This window comes from Alkanindiges illinoisensis DSM 15370 (genome assembly GCF_000619845.1).
Classification (GTDB): domain Bacteria; phylum Pseudomonadota; class Gammaproteobacteria; order Pseudomonadales; family Moraxellaceae; genus Alkanindiges; species Alkanindiges illinoisensis.
Genome location: NZ_JHUX01000003.1, coordinates 555,513 through 572,367 on the forward strand (window position 1 = coordinate 555,513; position 16,855 = coordinate 572,367).

General features: G+C 45.4%; 19 protein-coding genes. 13 read left to right on the forward strand and 6 right to left on the reverse strand.

Annotation, left to right across the window (positions count from 1 at the left end):
• Positions 1–49 precede the first annotated feature (49 nt).
• The 4 genes from Q337_RS0102855 (at position 50) to Q337_RS0102870 (ending at position 3,960) form a co-directional block, all read left to right on the forward strand.
• Complete coding sequence (locus tag Q337_RS0102855) at positions 50–1,762, forward strand: glutamine--tRNA ligase/YqeY domain fusion protein (RefSeq protein WP_026470305.1); 1,713 nt, start codon at positions 50–52, stop codon at positions 1,760–1,762.
• A 55-nt stretch (positions 1,763–1,817) separates the two neighbouring features.
• On the forward strand, positions 1,818–2,462 hold the full coding sequence (locus tag Q337_RS0102860; protein ID WP_026470306.1) for a hypothetical protein: 645 nt from the start codon (positions 1,818–1,820) through the stop codon (positions 2,460–2,462).
• Between the two features lie 62 nt (positions 2,463–2,524).
• Positions 2,525–3,091 carry an acyltransferase gene (locus Q337_RS0102865; RefSeq protein ID WP_051526709.1) on the forward strand — a complete coding sequence of 189 codons (567 nt, stop codon included), beginning with the start codon at positions 2,525–2,527 and terminating at the stop codon, positions 3,089–3,091.
• An 86-nt stretch (positions 3,092–3,177) separates the two neighbouring features.
• Positions 3,178–3,960, forward strand: a complete 783-nt coding sequence (locus Q337_RS0102870) for a hypothetical protein (RefSeq protein ID WP_026470308.1) — start codon at positions 3,178–3,180, stop codon at positions 3,958–3,960.
• 54 nt (positions 3,961–4,014) lie between these two features.
• Here Q337_RS0102870 and Q337_RS0102875 read toward each other — a convergent pair whose 3' ends face one another.
• The 3 genes from Q337_RS0102875 to Q337_RS0102885 form a co-directional block, all read right to left on the reverse strand.
• Positions 4,015–4,437 carry an HIT family protein gene (locus tag Q337_RS0102875; protein ID WP_026470309.1) on the reverse strand — a complete coding sequence of 141 codons (423 nt, stop codon included), beginning with the start codon at positions 4,435–4,437 and terminating at the stop codon, positions 4,015–4,017.
• 64 nt (positions 4,438–4,501) lie between these two features.
• Entirely contained in the window at positions 4,502–5,377 is an 876-nt protein-coding gene (locus Q337_RS0102880; protein WP_026470310.1) for an NAD(P)-dependent oxidoreductase, read from the reverse strand.
• Positions 5,378–5,448: 71 nt separating this feature from the next.
• Positions 5,449–6,591, reverse strand: a complete 1,143-nt coding sequence (locus Q337_RS0102885) for an alpha/beta fold hydrolase (RefSeq protein ID WP_084494689.1) — start codon at positions 6,589–6,591, stop codon at positions 5,449–5,451.
• A 316-nt stretch (positions 6,592–6,907) separates the two neighbouring features.
• Here Q337_RS0102885 and Q337_RS0102890 point away from each other — a divergent pair, with 316 nt between their 5' ends.
• The 8 genes from Q337_RS0102890 to Q337_RS0102925 all read left to right on the forward strand — a co-directional run bounded on the left by Q337_RS0102890 (position 6,908) and on the right by Q337_RS0102925 (position 13,434).
• Complete coding sequence (locus Q337_RS0102890) at positions 6,908–8,146, forward strand: O-succinylhomoserine sulfhydrylase (protein WP_084494690.1); 1,239 nt, start codon at positions 6,908–6,910, stop codon at positions 8,144–8,146.
• 38 nt (positions 8,147–8,184) lie between these two features.
• The gene (locus Q337_RS0102895; RefSeq protein ID WP_026470313.1) at positions 8,185–8,514 is read left to right on the forward strand and encodes a YbaB/EbfC family nucleoid-associated protein; all 330 of its coding nucleotides are present in this window, start codon (positions 8,185–8,187) and stop codon (positions 8,512–8,514) included.
• 120 nt (positions 8,515–8,634) lie between these two features.
• Complete coding sequence (recR, locus tag Q337_RS0102900; RefSeq protein ID WP_026470314.1) at positions 8,635–9,231, forward strand: recombination mediator RecR; 597 nt, start codon at positions 8,635–8,637, stop codon at positions 9,229–9,231.
• A 170-nt stretch (positions 9,232–9,401) separates the two neighbouring features.
• The gene (locus Q337_RS0102905) at positions 9,402–10,544 is read left to right on the forward strand and encodes a ribonuclease D (protein ID WP_026470315.1); all 1,143 of its coding nucleotides are present in this window, start codon (positions 9,402–9,404) and stop codon (positions 10,542–10,544) included.
• 93 nt (positions 10,545–10,637) lie between these two features.
• Positions 10,638–10,943, forward strand: a complete 306-nt coding sequence (locus tag Q337_RS0102910; RefSeq protein WP_026470316.1) for a YcgL domain-containing protein — start codon at positions 10,638–10,640, stop codon at positions 10,941–10,943.
• Entirely contained in the window at positions 10,936–11,298 is a 363-nt protein-coding gene (locus Q337_RS0102915) for a hypothetical protein (protein WP_026470317.1), read from the forward strand. Before Q337_RS0102910 ends, Q337_RS0102915 begins: the two co-directional genes overlap by 8 nt.
• Positions 11,299–11,370: 72 nt before the next feature.
• A complete protein-coding gene (locus tag Q337_RS0102920; protein ID WP_026470318.1) occupies positions 11,371–12,222 on the forward strand; it encodes an AAA family ATPase in 852 nt (283 codons plus the stop codon).
• A 24-nt stretch (positions 12,223–12,246) separates the two neighbouring features.
• Positions 12,247–13,434 (forward strand): vWA domain-containing protein, encoded by a 1,188-nt coding sequence (locus Q337_RS0102925; RefSeq protein ID WP_026470319.1) that lies wholly within the window; start codon positions 12,247–12,249, stop codon positions 13,432–13,434.
• A 108-nt stretch (positions 13,435–13,542) separates the two neighbouring features.
• On the opposite strand, the gene Q337_RS0102930 is transcribed toward Q337_RS0102925, so the two are convergent.
• The 3 genes from Q337_RS0102930 to rpsU all read right to left on the reverse strand — a co-directional run bounded on the left by Q337_RS0102930 (position 13,543) and on the right by rpsU (position 15,653).
• Positions 13,543–14,778, reverse strand: coding sequence for an alpha/beta hydrolase family protein (locus tag Q337_RS0102930; protein WP_034279167.1), 1,236 nt, complete (start codon positions 14,776–14,778; stop codon positions 13,543–13,545).
• 166 nt (positions 14,779–14,944) lie between these two features.
• The gene (locus Q337_RS0102935) at positions 14,945–15,391 is read right to left on the reverse strand and encodes a GatB/YqeY domain-containing protein (RefSeq protein ID WP_026470321.1); all 447 of its coding nucleotides are present in this window, start codon (positions 15,389–15,391) and stop codon (positions 14,945–14,947) included.
• A gap of 46 nt (positions 15,392–15,437) precedes the next feature.
• A complete protein-coding gene (gene rpsU / locus Q337_RS0102940) occupies positions 15,438–15,653 on the reverse strand; it encodes a 30S ribosomal protein S21 (protein ID WP_026470322.1) in 216 nt (71 codons plus the stop codon).
• A 177-nt stretch (positions 15,654–15,830) separates the two neighbouring features.
• Here rpsU and tsaD point away from each other — a divergent pair, with 177 nt between their 5' ends.
• Positions 15,831–16,841 carry a tRNA (adenosine(37)-N6)-threonylcarbamoyltransferase complex transferase subunit TsaD gene (tsaD, locus tag Q337_RS0102945; RefSeq protein ID WP_026470323.1) on the forward strand — a complete coding sequence of 337 codons (1,011 nt, stop codon included), beginning with the start codon at positions 15,831–15,833 and terminating at the stop codon, positions 16,839–16,841.
• Positions 16,842–16,855: the final 14 nt, after the last annotated feature.

A 16,855-nucleotide genomic window follows, 5' to 3' on the forward strand; every position in this document is an offset into this window, starting at 1 on the left:
GTATATTTTTCAATTTTCGTACCTAAACCTTTTCCTGCGTGTGATCCATATGAAGCCAAATGATGCTGCCACTGCGATGCCTGACTTGACCCCAACCTCTTCCAACGCACCACAACAGCAGCAAGCACAGGCCGGTCTGGATTTCATTCGCCAGATTATTGCAGATGACCTGGCCAGTGGCAAACACAGCCAGATTGTGTCACGTTTTCCACCAGAACCCAATGGCTACCTGCACCTGGGTCATGTGAAGTCCATTTGCCTGAATTTTGGCGTGGCGATTGAAAACAATGGCCTATGTAACCTGCGTCTTGATGACACCAACCCTTCTGCTGAAAAACAGGAATATGTCGACAATATTAAAAATGACATTCACTGGCTGGGTTTTAACTGGAATGGTGACATACGCTATGCCTCCAGTTATTTTGACCAGCTGTATCAATGGGCACTGCAACTAATCCAGCAGGGTGATGCCTATGTTGACCTGCAAACTCCGGAGCAAATCAAGCTGAACCGTGGCAGTTTTACTGAAGCAGGCACCAATTCGCCCAATCGTGATCAAACCGTTGAGGAAAACCTCAAGCTATTTGAACAAATGCGTGCGGGTGAATTTAACGAAGGTGCTGCTGTATTGCGTGCCAAAATTGATATGGCCAGCCCCAATGTCCACCTGCGTGACCCGGTACTATATCGCGTGCTGAAGGCACACCATCACCAAACTGGCGACAAATGGTGCATTTATCCCATGTATGATTATGCGCATCCGTTGTCTGATGCAATTGAAGGTATTACCCATTCGCTGTGTACGCTGGAATTTGAAGACCATCGTCCCTTTTATGACTGGATTATTTCTAAGGTAGACACTCAGGCCAAACCGCGCCAGATTGAGTTTTCACGCCTGAATGTGGATTACACCTTAACCAGTAAACGCAAGCTGAAAAAACTGGTAGATGATGGCGTGGTACAAGGCTGGGATGATCCGCGTATGCCAACCATTGCCGGGATGCGCCGTCGGGGCTTTACTGCTGAAGGCTTAAGGGATTTTTGCCAGCGTACCGGCGTATCCAAGGCGGATGGCGTAGTAGATATTGGACTGCTGGAATTCTGTATTCGCCAGTCACTGGAAAATACTGCACCGCGTGCCATGGCCGTGTTAAACCCGCTTAAGGTCACACTCACCAACCTGCCACAAAGCATGACATTGCAGCATTCACGTCATCCCAATGTGGATATGGGCGAACGTGATATTCCTTTATCCTCTGTGATTTATATTGATAAAAATGACTTTGCCGAAGTACCACCGAAAGGCTTTAAACGTTTAATCCCTGATGGTGAAGTGCGCTTGCGCCATGCCTATGTGATTAAATGCAATGAAGTGATCAAGGATGCAAACGGCGAAGTGGTTGAGCTAAAGTGCAGCATTGACCCGGATACACTAGGCAAGAACCCAGAAGGCCGCAAGGTCAAAGGTGTGATTCACTGGGTAGACAGTGCGCAAGGTGTGCCTGCCGAAGTGCGTATTTATGAGCGCCTGTTTAGCAATCCTAATCCGGAAGCTGGCGATGATTTTATGCAAAACCTCAATCCTGAATCGGTCAAAGTGCTACAGGCAGTGATTGAGCCGTCTCTTGCACAAGCCAAAGCGGGTGACCGTTTCCAGTTTGAGCGTGAAGGCTATTTTGTGGCAGATGAAAAAGACTTCACTACGGATAAACCCGTGTTTAACCGGATTCTGGATTTAAGAGATAGTTATAAGCCAGCTTGATAAGTTAGTGCCTTTTAATTAGTGAAATTATAAGGCACTATTTTTGGTAATTATAATGAAAAATGATGATAGATATAAATTTGTTAGAGATATTCAAGAGCATTCTAATAGTAAGTTAACTTTTATTATTAGAAATCCAAATCTTTATAATCCTAGGAGTTATAATGTAGGGAAAATTCTTGCTCTTACAATTTTAATAATATTATTTACTGTGCAGTTGGTTATTGCATTTTTAATTGATAATTTTGCTTTGAATATCTCATTTATGATTGGGTTAACTCTTTTATATTTGTATTATTCTGATTTAGAAAAAACTGTATATATTTGCTTGCTACAATCAAAGGATAGAAGTCAATTAGAATACATTGAAACAATCAATAATAAATCTATTATTTTAAATTATCCTATAAAAATTAGAGTGATATATAGATATTATCCAATTCCTAAAGCAGGAAAAATTATTAGAATTGTTGTAGAAATAGTCGGTCAGAGTACAAATGATATAGTGCGCCTCGGTGAAATTAAAAGTGAACATTTTTTAAGAGTAGCTTCCGTGCCTTATACATCAACACAGGATGCTTATCAAGCATTTGATAAAATCTATAATAGTTATAAATTTTTAGAGAAATGGTTAGAAATTCCATTAGTTAAAGAAGAAATTCTATTATTTAAAGATAGCAGTAGACCCGCTATCTTTTAAGGAATTTAAATTTGGATCCATTACTGAAATACCGTGAACAGCATAAAAAACGCCTGAGTTATATGCCTTGGCTATACTGGCGTTTAAAACCCAAACACAGGGAATGGGCGCAAGCATGGCAGCAGGAGTATCAGGACTATCTGCAAAGCATGGAAAGCGTGCAGATTGGCAAGGACTGTTTTATTTCACCGGATGCGCAGTTATTTGCCGAACCCAATCGCGACATTATTATTGGTGATGGCAGCTTTATTGCAGCCGATTGTGTGCTACATGGCCCCATTACACTGGGCAAACAAGTGGCCTTAAATCATCATTGTACGCTGGACGGTGGGCGCAAAGGAATTCATATCAGCAATAATGCGAGGCTGGCAGCTTATTGTCATCTCTATGCGTTTAATCATGGCATGAAAATCGACAGTACCATTCATGAGCAGGCTGTGACTTCAAGTGGGATTTACATTGGTGAGGATGTCTGGCTAGGGGCCAATGTAGGGGTGGTTGATGGTGTCAAAATTGATGACTTTGCAGTGATCGGCATGGACAGCACTGTCACGCGCCATGTAGAAGCTTATGCCATTATGGCCGGAAGTCCTGCCAAAAAAATCGGTGATCGGCGCGACAAGAAATAAAGAAACAGTAGTCATCCATATCTTTGCTAAAACATTATTTTAATAAACTATTTTTTTAAATCGTATTAAAAACCATAAGGAAAATTATGCTGCTTTTAAAACTCACCATTGTTCCGTTATTTATTGCACTGGTGACCCTTGCTGGAAAAAAATGGGGTGCACAACTGGCAGGCCTGCTGGGTGGTTTGCCAGTGGTTGCTGGGCCGATTGTTGTTTTTCTTGCCATGGAGCAGGGGCAGGCTTTTGGCGTTGTTGCATCGACTTCTGCTATTGCTTCAGTGGTTGCATTGCTAGCGTTTGGTTTAGCTTATAGCTGGCTCAGTTTATCAAATTCTTGGCCAGTAACTTACGTATTGTCGCTATTGGTTTGGCTGACAACGGCTGCTTTATTGGCACAGCTGACGCTTACTCCTTTTTTCGCATCGGTTTTGGTATTAATGGCAATTGTGCTGACACCTGCCTTGTTGCCTAAAGTGCCATTTAAAGCCAGTGGTGCAAGCAGTTTAAAAGATTTACCCCTACGGTTAATATCAGGCGCTATTTTAACGCTTGCAGTAACACAGTCAGCACAGCTACTGGGTGGAAGCTGGAGTGGCATTCTGGCCGTGTTTCCAGTGATTGGTTCAGTGTTAGCGATATTTACCCATCGTAACCAGGGAGCGGCAGCTGTCACACAGCTATACCGTGGCATGGTAAAGGGCTTATGTTGGCTCAGTCTGTTTTTTTTGATTCTTACTTTTGCCTGGCAGCGTTATGGTTTTTGGTGGCCAGTTTTAATCGCGATTTTTAGTGCACTAGGTTTGCAGCTTTTGTTTCGCTTACCGTCATTATTAAAAATGCAAAAGATTGCCAATGCTACAGGGAACTAAAATAATTTAATCATCCTAAAAGGGCTGACCAGTTCAGTTAGCCCTTTTAGTTTCTTATACTTGGTCTAGCTCAGCGCGGATTTTCTCAGCCAACTGCCTGATTTTTTCCTGATCGCCCATCTGGCTTGCATGCCGTCCCAGTTCATGAATGGAACTTGGTATCAGGTGAAAGTGAATATGCGGCACAGTTTGCCCAGCTTTGCTGCCGTTGAGCTGCATTAGCACAATTCCCTCGCTTCCCAATGCCTTTTTAATCGCATTGCCGACTTTTTGCACAATGTTAATGGTGTAAGCAGCGCTTTCAGGTGATAAATCCATCAGTGTTTCGGCAGGTTCCTTGGGAATCACCAGTGTATGACCATCAGCCTGTGGCATAATATCCATAAAGGCCAGGGTCTTGTCATCTTCATAAACCTTGGTGCAAGGTATTTCACTCCGTAAAATTTTGGCAAAAATATTCTGGTCATCATAGGCCATGGTAAGGCTCCTGTATTCTGCGGTGAAAACAATAATGCGGTTAAAAAATTTAAAAATAATCTGCTTAACTTAGTTCAATATTGGTCCAGCGTTCCAGCATTTTGACTGCTGCTGAAAAGTCGCTGTCACTGGCTGAGGTGTCGCTGGCCGCGCGAATCAGGCTTTGGGTGAGCGCTAAAACCGGAGCAGGTAGTTTGGCTCGCTGCACCAGATCAAGCGCAATTCCGGCATCCTTGGCCAGCAAATTTAAGGCAAATGTATTGGGAAAGCTGCGGTTAAAAACCCGCTGTGGCAAAACGGTTTCAGTGGCATTGCTTTTGCCGCTAGAGGCATTAATACAGGCAAGTGCACCTTGTAAATCAACGCCATGTGCTTTTAAGGCACTAAAACCTTCTGCTGCTGCCCATAGATTAACTGCCAGTAGCATGTTGTTCACTGCTTTGACTGCAAAGCCTGAACCACTGTCGCCGACATGCTGGATTAAACCAGAAAATGGTTCAATCGCTGGACGTGCACGTCGTAGTGCTTCGGCATCACCGCCCACCATAACTGTTAAAGTACCTTTTTCTGCACCAATAGTCTGGCCTGAAACCGGGGCATCCAGAAAAGCCACGTCACGCGCCTGCAAATGGGCATTCAGGTACTGTGCTGAAGTGGGTTCGCCACTGGTGCAATCCACCCAGATACTGCCAGCCCTGGGTAAATGTTCAGCAATCAGGGTTTCAACTTCGCTACTGGTAGGCAGGCAGGAAAAAATGATATCTGCCTGTACTGCTTTTTCAATATCGACTGCGCGGGTGCCAAATTCTGCTGCATGCTGCTGTGCTTTGCTAAACGTCCGGTTCCATACCCTTACATCAGCAAATGCCTTGGGCAAATGGGCAGCCATGCGCCATCCCATGGCACCCAGTCCAATAAATGCAACAGAATTAATTGTCATTACCCGCTTTTTCCTAAAAATCTGGTTGAAGTGCTGCCAAGACTAATCAAGAAAAAGCAGTCTTGGCAAGCTTAACTTGAGCGTGTGGCCAGCCAGTTTGCCATCAATGGCCAGAACTCTGTGGCGGCCTGCTGGCTACTCATCAGACCAACATGACCACCGGGAATTGTGGTAAAGGTAACATCTTCGGTACCGACCAACCGTGTAAGCGGCCGTACTGAATCGACAGTCACCATGCCGTCATTGCATCCGCCACCTGCCAGCAGGGAAGCATGAATATCCTTGAGGTAGGCGGTCTTGCCACCAATAGGAAATTCGCCACGGCTCAGGCTGTTTTCCATCCATACTTTTAGCAGCATATCCCGATTAATGCCACCGGGATAATCCACCATATTGTTTAAAAATGAACCCAGCGTGGCATGGGCTTCCACAGCCTTGCGGTCATCAAGTTGCCGGATCAGGTTAATATGGCCTTTGAGTGTGCCTACAGGATCAAGCAGTTTGAAACCCAGCGCATTTGACCAGCCGGGCGAGTGTAATAGAGTTGCGGGAAGCTGACGCGGATGCAGGCCGGTTTTGTGCTGTAACCAGCGGAAGCTATTGCCCGCATGGCGGTACAAGCGGCCAATACCACCAGAGGCATACGCATCAATAGGCGTTCCCAGAATAATAATGTTCTTAATGTCCGGGTCTTTGGTTGCTGCTGCATACAGCAGTGTAAATACACCAGCCATGCTCCAACCGTGCAGTGTTACCTGCTGTTGTCCACTATGCTGGCGCACCTGAGCCAGCATGTTTGGCATAAGTTCCAGCACGTAGTGTTCAAAATTCAGGTTTGCATGTTTGCGCGATGGATTGCCCCAGTCCATCAGGTAGACCTCAAACCCCTGTGCTGTAAAATAGCTGACCAGTGAGCGGTCATGAAACAGGTCATAAATATCCATGTTAATGGCCAACGGTGCAACAAATACCAGTGGAATCCGATACTTGATGGGAGCTGTGGCAGCCGCTGGATAGTAGCGCAAGGTTGCCAGACCGTCGTGATAAATTTCCTGATAGGCTGTCCTGCCGGATTGTACTAATGGGGCCTTATTAAACAGCCGGTCATAGGCATTGATCAGGCGTGGATTCTTACGAAGCTGATTCACTGATGTAAACGGCTTGGGCTCAAGCGCCTTTGAAGTAAATGCCTTGGGTTTAAACAAATTGGACATGGCAGGACTCTGGCAATGTAGTACAACGGGATACAACAGGTAAACTACAGGAGTCTGCAAGAATGAATGCAAGAAACTGTAATCGACAAGGTCACTTATTTTAATCCAATACAACAACTGATGATTTGGCATTACTGACAATTTGTATTTTCAAAATTATCAATAACCCTTGAATACAGGATGAGCCAATTTCTAAATTGCTTGCCGGGCTTACATCGCAATTTTCTAATAATTTAACCTTGACGGGCTGGTTTGCCGCTCTCACAATTAACCCTTATTTGATAATCTGTGTTTTTAAGCACCTTGAGAGAAAAAAATGAGTCAAACACCTGATTTTGAGCCTAATTCATTCAGTACTGCTAAACAGGATCAGGAATCGCAAAACCAGCATTTTGACACGCTGGCCTTGCGAACCGGACACCGCCGTACCCATGAAGGCGAACATGGTGAACCCATTTTTTTAACCTCATCATTTGTTTATCAGAGTGCTGCTGATGCGGCTGCCTATTTTTCCAATGAAAAGCAGGGCAATATCTACTCCCGTTTTACCAATCCCACGGTGCGTATGTTTGAAGAGCGTCTTGCCGCACTGGAAGGTGGCGAGCGTTGTGTGGCAACCTCTTCGGGTATGGGGGCTATTCTGGCCACTGCACTTGCATTCTTAAAAGCAGGGGACCATGTGGTGTGCTCACGTGCCGTGTTTGGCACGACTACTGCTATGTTTGACAAATACATGCGCAAGTTTGGTGTGGATGTTACGTTTGTTGATCTTACCGATTTAAGCCAGTGGCAAACTGCAATTCAGCCTAGCAAAACCCGGCTGTTCTTTTGTGAATCTCCCAGCAATCCATTGTCGGAAGTCGCTGACCTTAAGGCATTGTCCAGTCTGGCTCATCAGTATGATATTTTGCTGGCTGTAGACAACTGCTTTTGTACACCCGCCTTGCAACAGCCACTAAAACTTGGCGCTGATCTGGTAATTCATTCGGCCACCAAATATCTGGATGGACAAGGTCGTGCGCTGGGTGGTGCGGTGGTAGGTAATGCCAAACTGCTGGAAGAAGTGTTTGCCGTAATTCGCACTTGTGGCCCCAGCATGAGCCCGTTTAATGCATGGATATTTCTTAAAGGTTTAGAAACCCTGCGCTTGCGTATGGAAGCACATTCCAAGAGCGCATTACAACTGGCCAATTGGCTACAAACCCATCCAGCCGTTGAAAAAGTCTTTTATAGTGGTCTGGAAAGTCACCCCGGTCATGCGCTGGCCAAACAGCAACAACGTGCCTTTGGCGGTATTGTTTCGTTTATTGTCAAAGGTAAGCGTGCAGGTGCATGGTCGGTGATTGACCAGACTCAATTTATTTCCATTACCGGTAATCTGGGTGATGCCAAAACCACAATTACCCATCCAGCCACAACCACGCATGGCAAGTTGTCTAATGAAGCAAAGGCAGCTGCGGGGATTGTCGAAGGCTTGCTGCGTGTATCAGTGGGTCTGGAAGATATTGACGATATTCAGGCTGATTTGGCACGTGGCCTTGATCAGTTGGCTTAACTCGACTCATTCATTTTATTTTCATCAGGAGACGTGACATGAACATTAATATGCTGATGCAGCAAGCGCAGCGCATGCAAAAAGATGTTGAAGCCAATATCAAAAAGGCCAAGGAACAACTGGCACAAACTGAAGTGAATGCTGAAGCCGGTGGTGGTCTGGTTAAAGTCACCATGACCGGCCGTTTTGTGGTCAAACGGATTCAGATTGATCCTGAGTTACTAAAAGATGATGCCGATATCATTGAAGATTTAATTGCAGCCGCCATTAATGATGCAGTACGTCAGGCTGAAACCGTTTCTGAAGAAACCATGCAAAAAGCCAATAGTGGCATGGGACTTCCACCGGGAATGGCAGGTCTGTTTTAATCTAAGATATACAGCGCAGGATAAATATGTCTGGAATACTTTTTTCCAAGGGTGAGGTTAGCGGCTTTGCGCTCAGGTCGAGCATGAGAAGCATCGCTTCGCAAGGACTGGTCTTCGCTCATGTTTAGTCCAGCGTTTGATGATCTGGTGCAGCGCCTGCGGGTGCTGCCGGGTATTGGCCCAAAATCTGCGCAGCGCATGGCATTACATTTGCTGTCGCGTAATCGGCATGGGGCGCTGGATTTGGCGCATGCCTTGAACCATGCCATGCATTCTATCCAAAGTTGTGCCATGTGCCGCTCTTTGTCTGAGAAAGAAGTCTGCAATATTTGTGCTTCCAATGACCGTGACCAGCATTTGCTTTGCGTGGTGGAATCACCTGCCGATGTGATTGCCATTGAACAAAGTGGTAGCTTTAAAGGACGCTATTTTGTATTGGGTGGGCACTTGTCACCGTTGGATGGCATTGGCCCGGAGGAAATAGGCATTCCGTTATTGCTGTCACGGATTAACCACGAAGAAATTAGTGAGGTTATTCTGGCAACCAATGCCACTGTAGAAGGGCAGGCGACTGCGCACTATATTATCGAAGCCAGCAAAAACCTGCCTATTAAGGTCACCCGCATTGCGCAGGGCGTACCACAAGGCGGCGAACTGGAGTATGTGGATAGCCATACCTTAAGTCAGGCTTTGCAGTATCGTTTATCCGTACGTTAAAGCATCTTAAGCCTGGCTAATTAATGAGCTAACAGTAAAGCAATTTGTCCAAAAAAGCTGGCTAAAAATTGTCTAAATGGTTGGCTTATTGCTTAAATTATTGCTTTTAGCTTGTCAGCCATTAGGCAACGTGGCTTAATGGTTTCCTAGATTGTTACGGTAGAAAATGGATGTTCCAGTACATCACTCAGCAGGATCAGCTGTATGATTTGTACGCTGCTATGGCCAGTACAGATACGTATGCTCTGGATACCGAATTTATTAAAGTCAATACGTTAAGACCTTGCCTGGGCCTGCTGCAAATTAACGTTGATGGACAAGTGTTTTTGCTGGATGGTAAAACGCTTGACCTTACTGATTTATGGCTGCTTATTTTTAATGCACGCCTGAATATTCTGCATGCCTGTGGCGAAGACCTTGATCTGATTCATTATTATGCCAACCAGAAGCCGCTATCAAATGTATTTGATACGCAGGTTGGATTAGCATTTCTGGGTCATGGCTTGCAGCTGAGTTACCAGCAGGCACTAAGCCAGGAGCTGGATATCCAGATTGACAAGGGTGAAACCCGTTCTGATTGGCTGGCACGTCCGCTACGTCCTGAACAATTGCAATATGCAGCCAATGATGTCATTCACTTGCCCGCACTGGCCCAAACCATTCAGCAGCAGCTTCAGCACAAGCAGCTGTGGGAATATGTACTGGAAGACTGCCAGACCTGCGCGCATGAAATTGCCAGTGAAACCCCACTGACTGAGCTTTATCTTGAAGTTGCCAATTTTCGCTATAACCGCAAACAGCTGGCCCAGCTTCAGCAGCTTTGCATCTGGCGTGAACAAATTGCCCGTGCTACCGACCAGCCCAAAAGCTTTATCTTAAAAAATAGTACGATGGTTGATTTGCTGGATAAGCAGCCCATGAATGCCTATCAATTGCAACGCATTAAGGACTTACGTCCCAATATCCAGCGTGAACATGGTAAAACCATTCTGGATCTCATGCATTATTTGCCAGAGCATTCGCAGTGGCCAATGCGTTTACCACGACCTTTACGCTTTAAAAACAATGAATTGCTGGATCATGTTAGTCATTACGTAGAATCGGTTAGCCAGAGTATTCAGGTGCCGACAGAAGTGTTGCTGCGTAAAAAATGGCTGAGTGCCATGATTAATCTTGTCGCGCTTAAAGAAGATGAAAGCAAATTACCGCCCTTCTTGTTGGGCTGGCGCTATGACTTGCTCACCCGTCCCATTTTAAGTTTGCTGAGCCAGCAACAACAGGCCCTCGCTGCCGAAATGTCCCCTGTGGATTAGCAAATTTTACTCACCAGTCTAAACTTTCAGTCAATGGCATTCTTTCAAATTAGTGTATGCTAGGCGGGTTATTGGTGATCCATGTTGACATCTATGCATTGCGATATTTATAAGTCCAGCAAAAAAGATGAAATGTATCTGTACATTGCGCGCCCGGATTATCCGGATGATGCCGATGTCCTAGACCCGCTTGCCGTGGTTCCTGCGTCATTAAGGCAGGCTTTTGGCCGTGCTACATTTGTCATGCATCTGGAACTACAGCCTGACCGTAAACTGGCGCGTGTCAATGTTCAGGATGTCTTGCAAGCTTTTAACCAGCAAGGATATTTTCTGCAACTTCCACCAGAAGGGCTGATTTCTGCCACAGCGCCTGCACCAGAGGGCTTGCGCGGTGCCTGACCTCTTTGCATTTCTCGACAACATTCCTGAATATTATCTGGCAATTGCCATCTATCTGGGTGGTAGCCTGTTTGTGCTTTGGCTCTGGTATTTTATTGCCCGGGCGTTGCCACGGCCTATTGGTGGCATGAGCTGGATATTCCTGTTTGCAGTGCTGCTATCGCCAACCATTACTGAAGGAACCAATGCCAAGATTGCACCAGCAATTGTCGGGCTAATGTTTGGCTTCCTAACCGATGAAAAGCACCTGATCTGGTCTAATCTGGTTCCAATTCTTTTTGTGTCAGCGCTTGGGTTTTTTCTGGGATATTTGTGGAACAAATATCAGGAATACCATCAGCCAGCTGCTGAATAATATAGTGATTTAGCCGTATAGCTTAATTGACGCCAATTTCTCTTTTGTAATGATCTTATTGTGATGAATCCCATGACAAACCTACAGCAAAAATTTAGTGGTACAGACCAGTACATTGCAACAGACAACTTGCGTCTGGCAGTCAATGCAGCCCGTACTCTGCAAAAACCCCTACTGGTTAAAGGTGAACCGGGTACAGGTAAAACCTTACTCGCCGAACAGGTAGCCAAAAGCCTTGGCATGAAGCTGATCACCTGGCACATCAAGTCAACTACCAAGGCACAACAAGGCCTGTATGAGTATGATGCTGTATCGCGCCTGCGTGACAGCCAGCTGGGTGATAACAAGGTTTATGACATTGGGCATTACATCAAGCCGGGCAAATTATGGGAAGCTTTTACCAGTGATGAGCGCTGCGTGCTGCTGATTGATGAAATTGACAAGGCCGACATTGAATTCCCCAATGATTTGCTGCATGAACTGGATCGCATGGCATTTTATGTGTATGAAACTGGCGAAACCATTAGTGCCAAGCAGCGTCCCGTCGTTATCATTACCTCAAACAATGAAAAAGAATTGCCGGATGCTTTCTTGCGTCGCTGCTTTTTCCATTACATTGAGTTTCCTGATGAAGCCACCATGCGCCAGATTATTGATGTGCATTTCCCCAATATCCGTGAAGGGCTGGTGAGTGAAGCACTACAGATTTTCTTCAAGCTGCGTGACGTGCCGGGCCTGAAAAAACCGCCATCCACAAGTGAATTGATCGACTGGCTTAGCCTGCTCATGGCTGATGACATGCCGGAAGATGTACTGCGCAAGCGTGATCCCAAATCGGCTATTCCTCCATTATATGGTGCCTTGATTAAAAATGAGCAGGATGTACAACTGCTGGAACGCCTTGCCTTTATGTCACGTCGCTAACCTGAGTTATAAGCTGGGCAGTCCATGTTTGTTCATCTGTTTTATACCCTGAAAAAATACGGTGTGCCGGTTACCACCACGGAACTGCTGGATTTGAATCAAGCCGTTCAGGCAGGGTTGGTATTTGCGGATCGTGAGGAATTTTATCATCTGGCCAAATTATGTCTGGTTAAGGATGAGCGTTACTACGATAAGTTTGACCGTGCTATCAAGGATTATTTCGAGGGCATTCAGTCGCTTGATACAGATGAGCTGCTGGAGCGGCTAAAGCAGATTCCACCTGAATGGCTGGATCTGGAACTGCTGGAAAAAACCCTGACGCCAGAAGAAAAAGCATTGCTGGAAAAAGCGGGTTCACTTGAAGAACTGATGAAAATGTTGCAAGAGCGTTTGCGCGAACAACATAAAAAACATCAGGGCGGCAACAAGATGATTGGCACAGGTGGCACTTCACCATTTGGCGCTTATGGTGATAATCCAGAGGGTGTGCGTATCGGTGGGCCAGGTCGGCAGCGTTCAGCAGTCAAGGTGTGGGAACAGCGTCAATACCGTAACCTTGATGATGATCAGGTATTGGGCACACGCCAGATGCAAATTGCCTTGCGCCGCTTAAGGCGTTTTGCACGGCAGGGCGCTGCTGAGGAACTGGATGTTGACCTAACCATTGATGCGACAGCGCGTCAGGGTATGCTGGATATCCAGATGGTGCCGGAGCGTCGCAATCGGGTTAAAGTGCTGATGCTGTTTGATATTGGTGGCTCAATGGATAGTTATATCCAGCAGTGTGAGAAGCTGTTTAGTGCTGCCAAATCCGAATTTAAAACCTTAGAGTTTTTTTATTTCCACAACTGCTTATATGATCATGTCTGGAAAGATAACTTGCGCCGCTCCAGTAGTCGTATGAGTACGTGGGACTTGATGCATACCTATGGCAAGGATTACCGTGTGATTTTTGTCGGCGATGCCAGCATGGCGCCTTATGAGCTGATGTCACGTGGTGGGTCGGTTGAGTACATGAATGATGAGCCGGGTAATGTCTGGTTGCAGCGTATGCGTCATCATTTTAGTAAAACCGCATGGTTAAATCCTGAAGATGACAGTTATTGGCATTACACCCAAACGATTGCAGCCATTAAGCAGATTTTTGAGGATAAAATGTTCCCAATGACTTTAAACGGTATTGAGGATATGACTCGGTATTTATCCCGCTAAACAGTAGTTGCACAGGCTGCTTACTTTTGCCGTTTAATCCAATCAAGCTATAAAAAAGAGCGAGAAATTCCCGCTCTTTTTGTTTTTAATAACGATATTGCAAAAGCATTATTTGGCAGGCAGGTTCTGTTGTAGAAAGCCAAATAAATAATCGGTACCTTCTGTAATCACAGTGCCGTGATCTTTACCGGGGAGGTAAGCAACATTAACATTAGTCCCCTCAGCTCGTAGTTGGCTTTCCAAGCTTCGTGTAGCAAGCGCAGGTACTGTGGTATCTGCCTCACCCTGAATGATCAGTACGGGCTGGGTAATTTGCTTTGTTGCTATTTTTGAATTTTGCAGGAATTCAGCAATAGCTGGCACTGTATAGAAAGTAGGTGAAAGACCAGGGTACAGACTAGTCGCATTCGCAGGCTCATTATAATAAGCGGTAATATCATTGCTGAATGCACCTGCTAAAGAGCTCGTACAATCTGTCTCTGCTTTAGCGGCAATGGTTGCTGAGCGTTCACTGGTAAATGCATCTGTATATTTAAAATCAGAATGAATTTCACGAATGCCCGCTGTAGCCAACGCTGAGAAGGTTTGCAGCCCAGGTAAGGTGGCCTGAGCAGTAGGAATCCCGGTAGCTGTTTGGAGTGCGGCTTGTACTTGCTGATAACCACCTATTAAAATTGCATCCAGATTAGAGGCAGGGGCATAGGCAACAGCGCCTTTAAAGTTCAAATGGGCTTCACTGGCGCGTTCAGCCGCAGCAATAGCTGCGTGTCCACCTTGAGAGTGGCCAACCACCATCCAGTCATTAGAAGTATTGGCAACCAGACTCTTGGCTGCTATAACGGCATGAATAATGGATTCGCCTTCGCTATTGGCGTTGAGGAAGGGATGAATACCATCACCGCCCAAACCTTCATAATCTGGTGCTACCACCACATAACCATTGATCAGCAGGTTAGCAATTAAACTATCAGCACCGCCCAGATTGGTGCTTGCGCTTGGTGCACATTTATCCGCTACACCTACGGTACCATGTGCCCAGACTACAATAGGCCAGCCACCTGCAGGTGCTCTACCATTTGGCACTAAAACAACTGCTGTTGCCGTCGTGTTTTTATTATCAGGGTCAGTTACTTTGGGCATTGTATAGGTAATGAGTTTGCTTTGTGCTGCAAGCCCCTGAGTTTTGGCATAGCTGACATCTGCAGTGCTGGTAATTTGACTTGTTGTGGCAGGATAGCTGTACTGATCATGAGTATTGGAGTCACCGCCACAACCACTAAGAAGTAAAGCAGTAGTGAGGGCAGATATAGAAAATATTTTACTTACAGAAAATACGTTTTTCATAAAAATTCCTTTTTAATCCTCATATATTGTGAAGGGAATATGGGTTAAATCGAGAATATATAAAGTTCAAGAAAAACTGTTTAAAGAAATTGTATTATTGTGTAATAAATAAAAAATATTAAAAAAATGATTGTTGCAACATCTATTATTGCAGGGCAGGAAGTGATTATCCTAAGCGTGCTTTTATTTTTCCAGAAACTACACTGGCATCAGCACGACCCGCGATTTTTGGCCGTAATGCATTCATTACCTTGCCCATATCGCGAATGGTCGTGGCGCCTTGTTCGCTAATTTCATCTTCAATCAGTGTATCCAGTTCTTGCTCGGATAACGCTGCTGGCAGAAATTGACTTATCACCCCGATTTCAAATTGTTCTTTAGCAGCCAAATCATCACGTCCTGCACCAGAAAAGGCAGAAATAGATTCCTTGCGTTGCTTAATTTGTTTCTCTAAAACTGCCAATACTCGTGCGTCATCCAGTTCTTCACGAGTATCAACCTCTATTTGCTTGATTGCAGCCTGCACATTACGAATTACTGTGACAGTATCCATATCGCGTTCGCGCATGGATGCTTTTAATGCTTCAGTAATCTGGGATTTTAATGCAGACATGGCAAACAGACCTTACTAATTAATAGTTATTAAATTAAACGATTAATTAGTACAAGCGAGTTGTACGAACAGACTCACGAGCCAGTTTTTTCGCGTAACGCTTTACAGCAGCAGCTTTTTTACGCTTACGCTCTTGAGTTGGCTTTTCGTAGAATTCGCGCTTGCGCACGTCAGCCAATACACCTGCTTTTTCGCAAGAACGCTTAAAACGACGGATCGCAACGTCAACTGGTTCGCCTTCTTTCAACTTAACTTGTGGCATGTAACATCCTCTGGAGGTTGATATTAACGCGCCTGATGTTTATCCAGTCATTGGATAGATACAAAGCAAGGACGCAGTAAAGGCCAGTATTTTACGCGTTTACATCTACAAGAACAAGACTATAATAACTCCGTTTGTAGTTATTTTTTATGCAGGACTTTTGCGGGTAGGCACCTTATGCTGGTTTTAGGCTTGGAAACATCCTGTGATGAAACGGGTTTGGCGTTATTTGATAGTGAACGCGGCTTATTGGGACAGGTTTTATATAGCCAGATTCAACTGCATGCCGAGTATGGCGGTGTCGTGCCGGAATTGGCTTCACGCGATCATGTGCGCAAATTAATTCCGCTTCTGGAACAATTGTTATTGCAAATGGATATAACTAAACAGGAAATCAATGCAGTTGCCTATACCCGTGGGCCGGGCCTGATGGGTGCTTTAATGACAGGTGCATTATTTGGGCGCACACTGGCTTATGCGCTGAATATTCCAGCCATTGGCGTGCATCATATGGAAGGTCATTTGCTGGCACCTTTATTGTCAAATAATCCGCCCCAGTTTCCCTTTGTGGCCTTGCTGGTTTCCGGTGGCCATACCCAGCTAATGGCCGCCTATGGAATCGGTCAGTATGAGCTTCTGGGTGAATCCATTGATGATGCAGCCGGTGAAGCATTTGATAAGGTGGCCAAGATGATGGGCTTGCCATATCCGGGTGGACCAAATATTGCCAAACTGGCGTTGCAGGGTGATCCTAAATCGTTTGATTTGCCACGGCCCCTGATGCACCAAGCGCTGGATTTTTCCTTTAGTGGTATGAAAACCGCTGTACTCACGCGTTATAACAAGGTAAGAGGGCAAGGCCGTGAGGCTGATCTGGCTGCCAGTTTTCAGGAAGCCATGGTAGACACACTGATTAAAAAAGCCATTCGTGCCTTAAAACAAACTGGCTTAAAGCAACTCGTCATTGCAGGCGGGGTCAGTGCCAACCAGTTGTTACGTGAGCGTCTGGAAAGCGAGCTTAAAAAAATAAAAGGGCAGGTTTATTATGCAGAACCTGCGTTATGTACAGACAATGGTGCCATGATTGCCTTTGCGGGCTGGCAACGCCTTAAAGCCGGACAAAAGGATGATCTGGAGGTAACAACCACTCCGCGCTGGCCAATGACTGAATTACAGCCACCTGCCTAAAATTTTTTAGGTAA

Bases quoted from the DNA above. Each gene is read 5' to 3' on its own strand.
- rpsU (WP_026470322.1), bottom strand. From the start codon at position 15,653: ATGCCACAAGTTAAGTTGAAAGAAGGCGAACCAGTTGACGTTGCGATC.
- Q337_RS0102865 (WP_051526709.1), top strand. From the start codon at position 2,525: ATGCCTTGGCTATACTGGCGTTTAAAACCCAAACACAGGGAATGGGCG.
- Q337_RS0102930 (WP_034279167.1), bottom strand. From the start codon at position 14,778: ATGAAAAACGTATTTTCTGTAAGTAAAATATTTTCTATATCTGCCCTC.
- Q337_RS0102905 (WP_026470315.1), top strand. From the start codon at position 9,402: ATGTTCCAGTACATCACTCAGCAGGATCAGCTGTATGATTTGTACGCT.
- Q337_RS0102890 (WP_084494690.1), top strand. From the start codon at position 6,908: ATGAGTCAAACACCTGATTTTGAGCCTAATTCATTCAGTACTGCTAAA.
- tsaD (WP_026470323.1), top strand. From the start codon at position 15,831: ATGCTGGTTTTAGGCTTGGAAACATCCTGTGATGAAACGGGTTTGGCG.
- Q337_RS0102885 (WP_084494689.1), bottom strand. From the start codon at position 6,591: ATGTCCAATTTGTTTAAACCCAAGGCATTTACTTCAAAGGCGCTTGAG.
- Q337_RS0102910 (WP_026470316.1), top strand. From the start codon at position 10,638: ATGCATTGCGATATTTATAAGTCCAGCAAAAAAGATGAAATGTATCTG.
- recR (WP_026470314.1), top strand. From the start codon at position 8,635: ATGTTTAGTCCAGCGTTTGATGATCTGGTGCAGCGCCTGCGGGTGCTG.
- Q337_RS0102855 (WP_026470305.1), top strand. From the start codon at position 50: ATGAAGCCAAATGATGCTGCCACTGCGATGCCTGACTTGACCCCAACC.
- Q337_RS0102880 (WP_026470310.1), bottom strand. From the start codon at position 5,377: ATGACAATTAATTCTGTTGCATTTATTGGACTGGGTGCCATGGGATGG.
- Q337_RS0102875 (WP_026470309.1), bottom strand. From the start codon at position 4,437: ATGGCCTATGATGACCAGAATATTTTTGCCAAAATTTTACGGAGTGAA.
- Q337_RS0102925 (WP_026470319.1), top strand. From the start codon at position 12,247: ATGTTTGTTCATCTGTTTTATACCCTGAAAAAATACGGTGTGCCGGTT.
- Q337_RS0102920 (WP_026470318.1), top strand. From the start codon at position 11,371: ATGACAAACCTACAGCAAAAATTTAGTGGTACAGACCAGTACATTGCA.
- Q337_RS0102860 (WP_026470306.1), top strand. From the start codon at position 1,818: ATGAAAAATGATGATAGATATAAATTTGTTAGAGATATTCAAGAGCAT.
- Q337_RS0102870 (WP_026470308.1), top strand. From the start codon at position 3,178: ATGCTGCTTTTAAAACTCACCATTGTTCCGTTATTTATTGCACTGGTG.
- Q337_RS0102935 (WP_026470321.1), bottom strand. From the start codon at position 15,391: ATGTCTGCATTAAAATCCCAGATTACTGAAGCATTAAAAGCATCCATG.
- Q337_RS0102895 (WP_026470313.1), top strand. From the start codon at position 8,185: ATGAACATTAATATGCTGATGCAGCAAGCGCAGCGCATGCAAAAAGAT.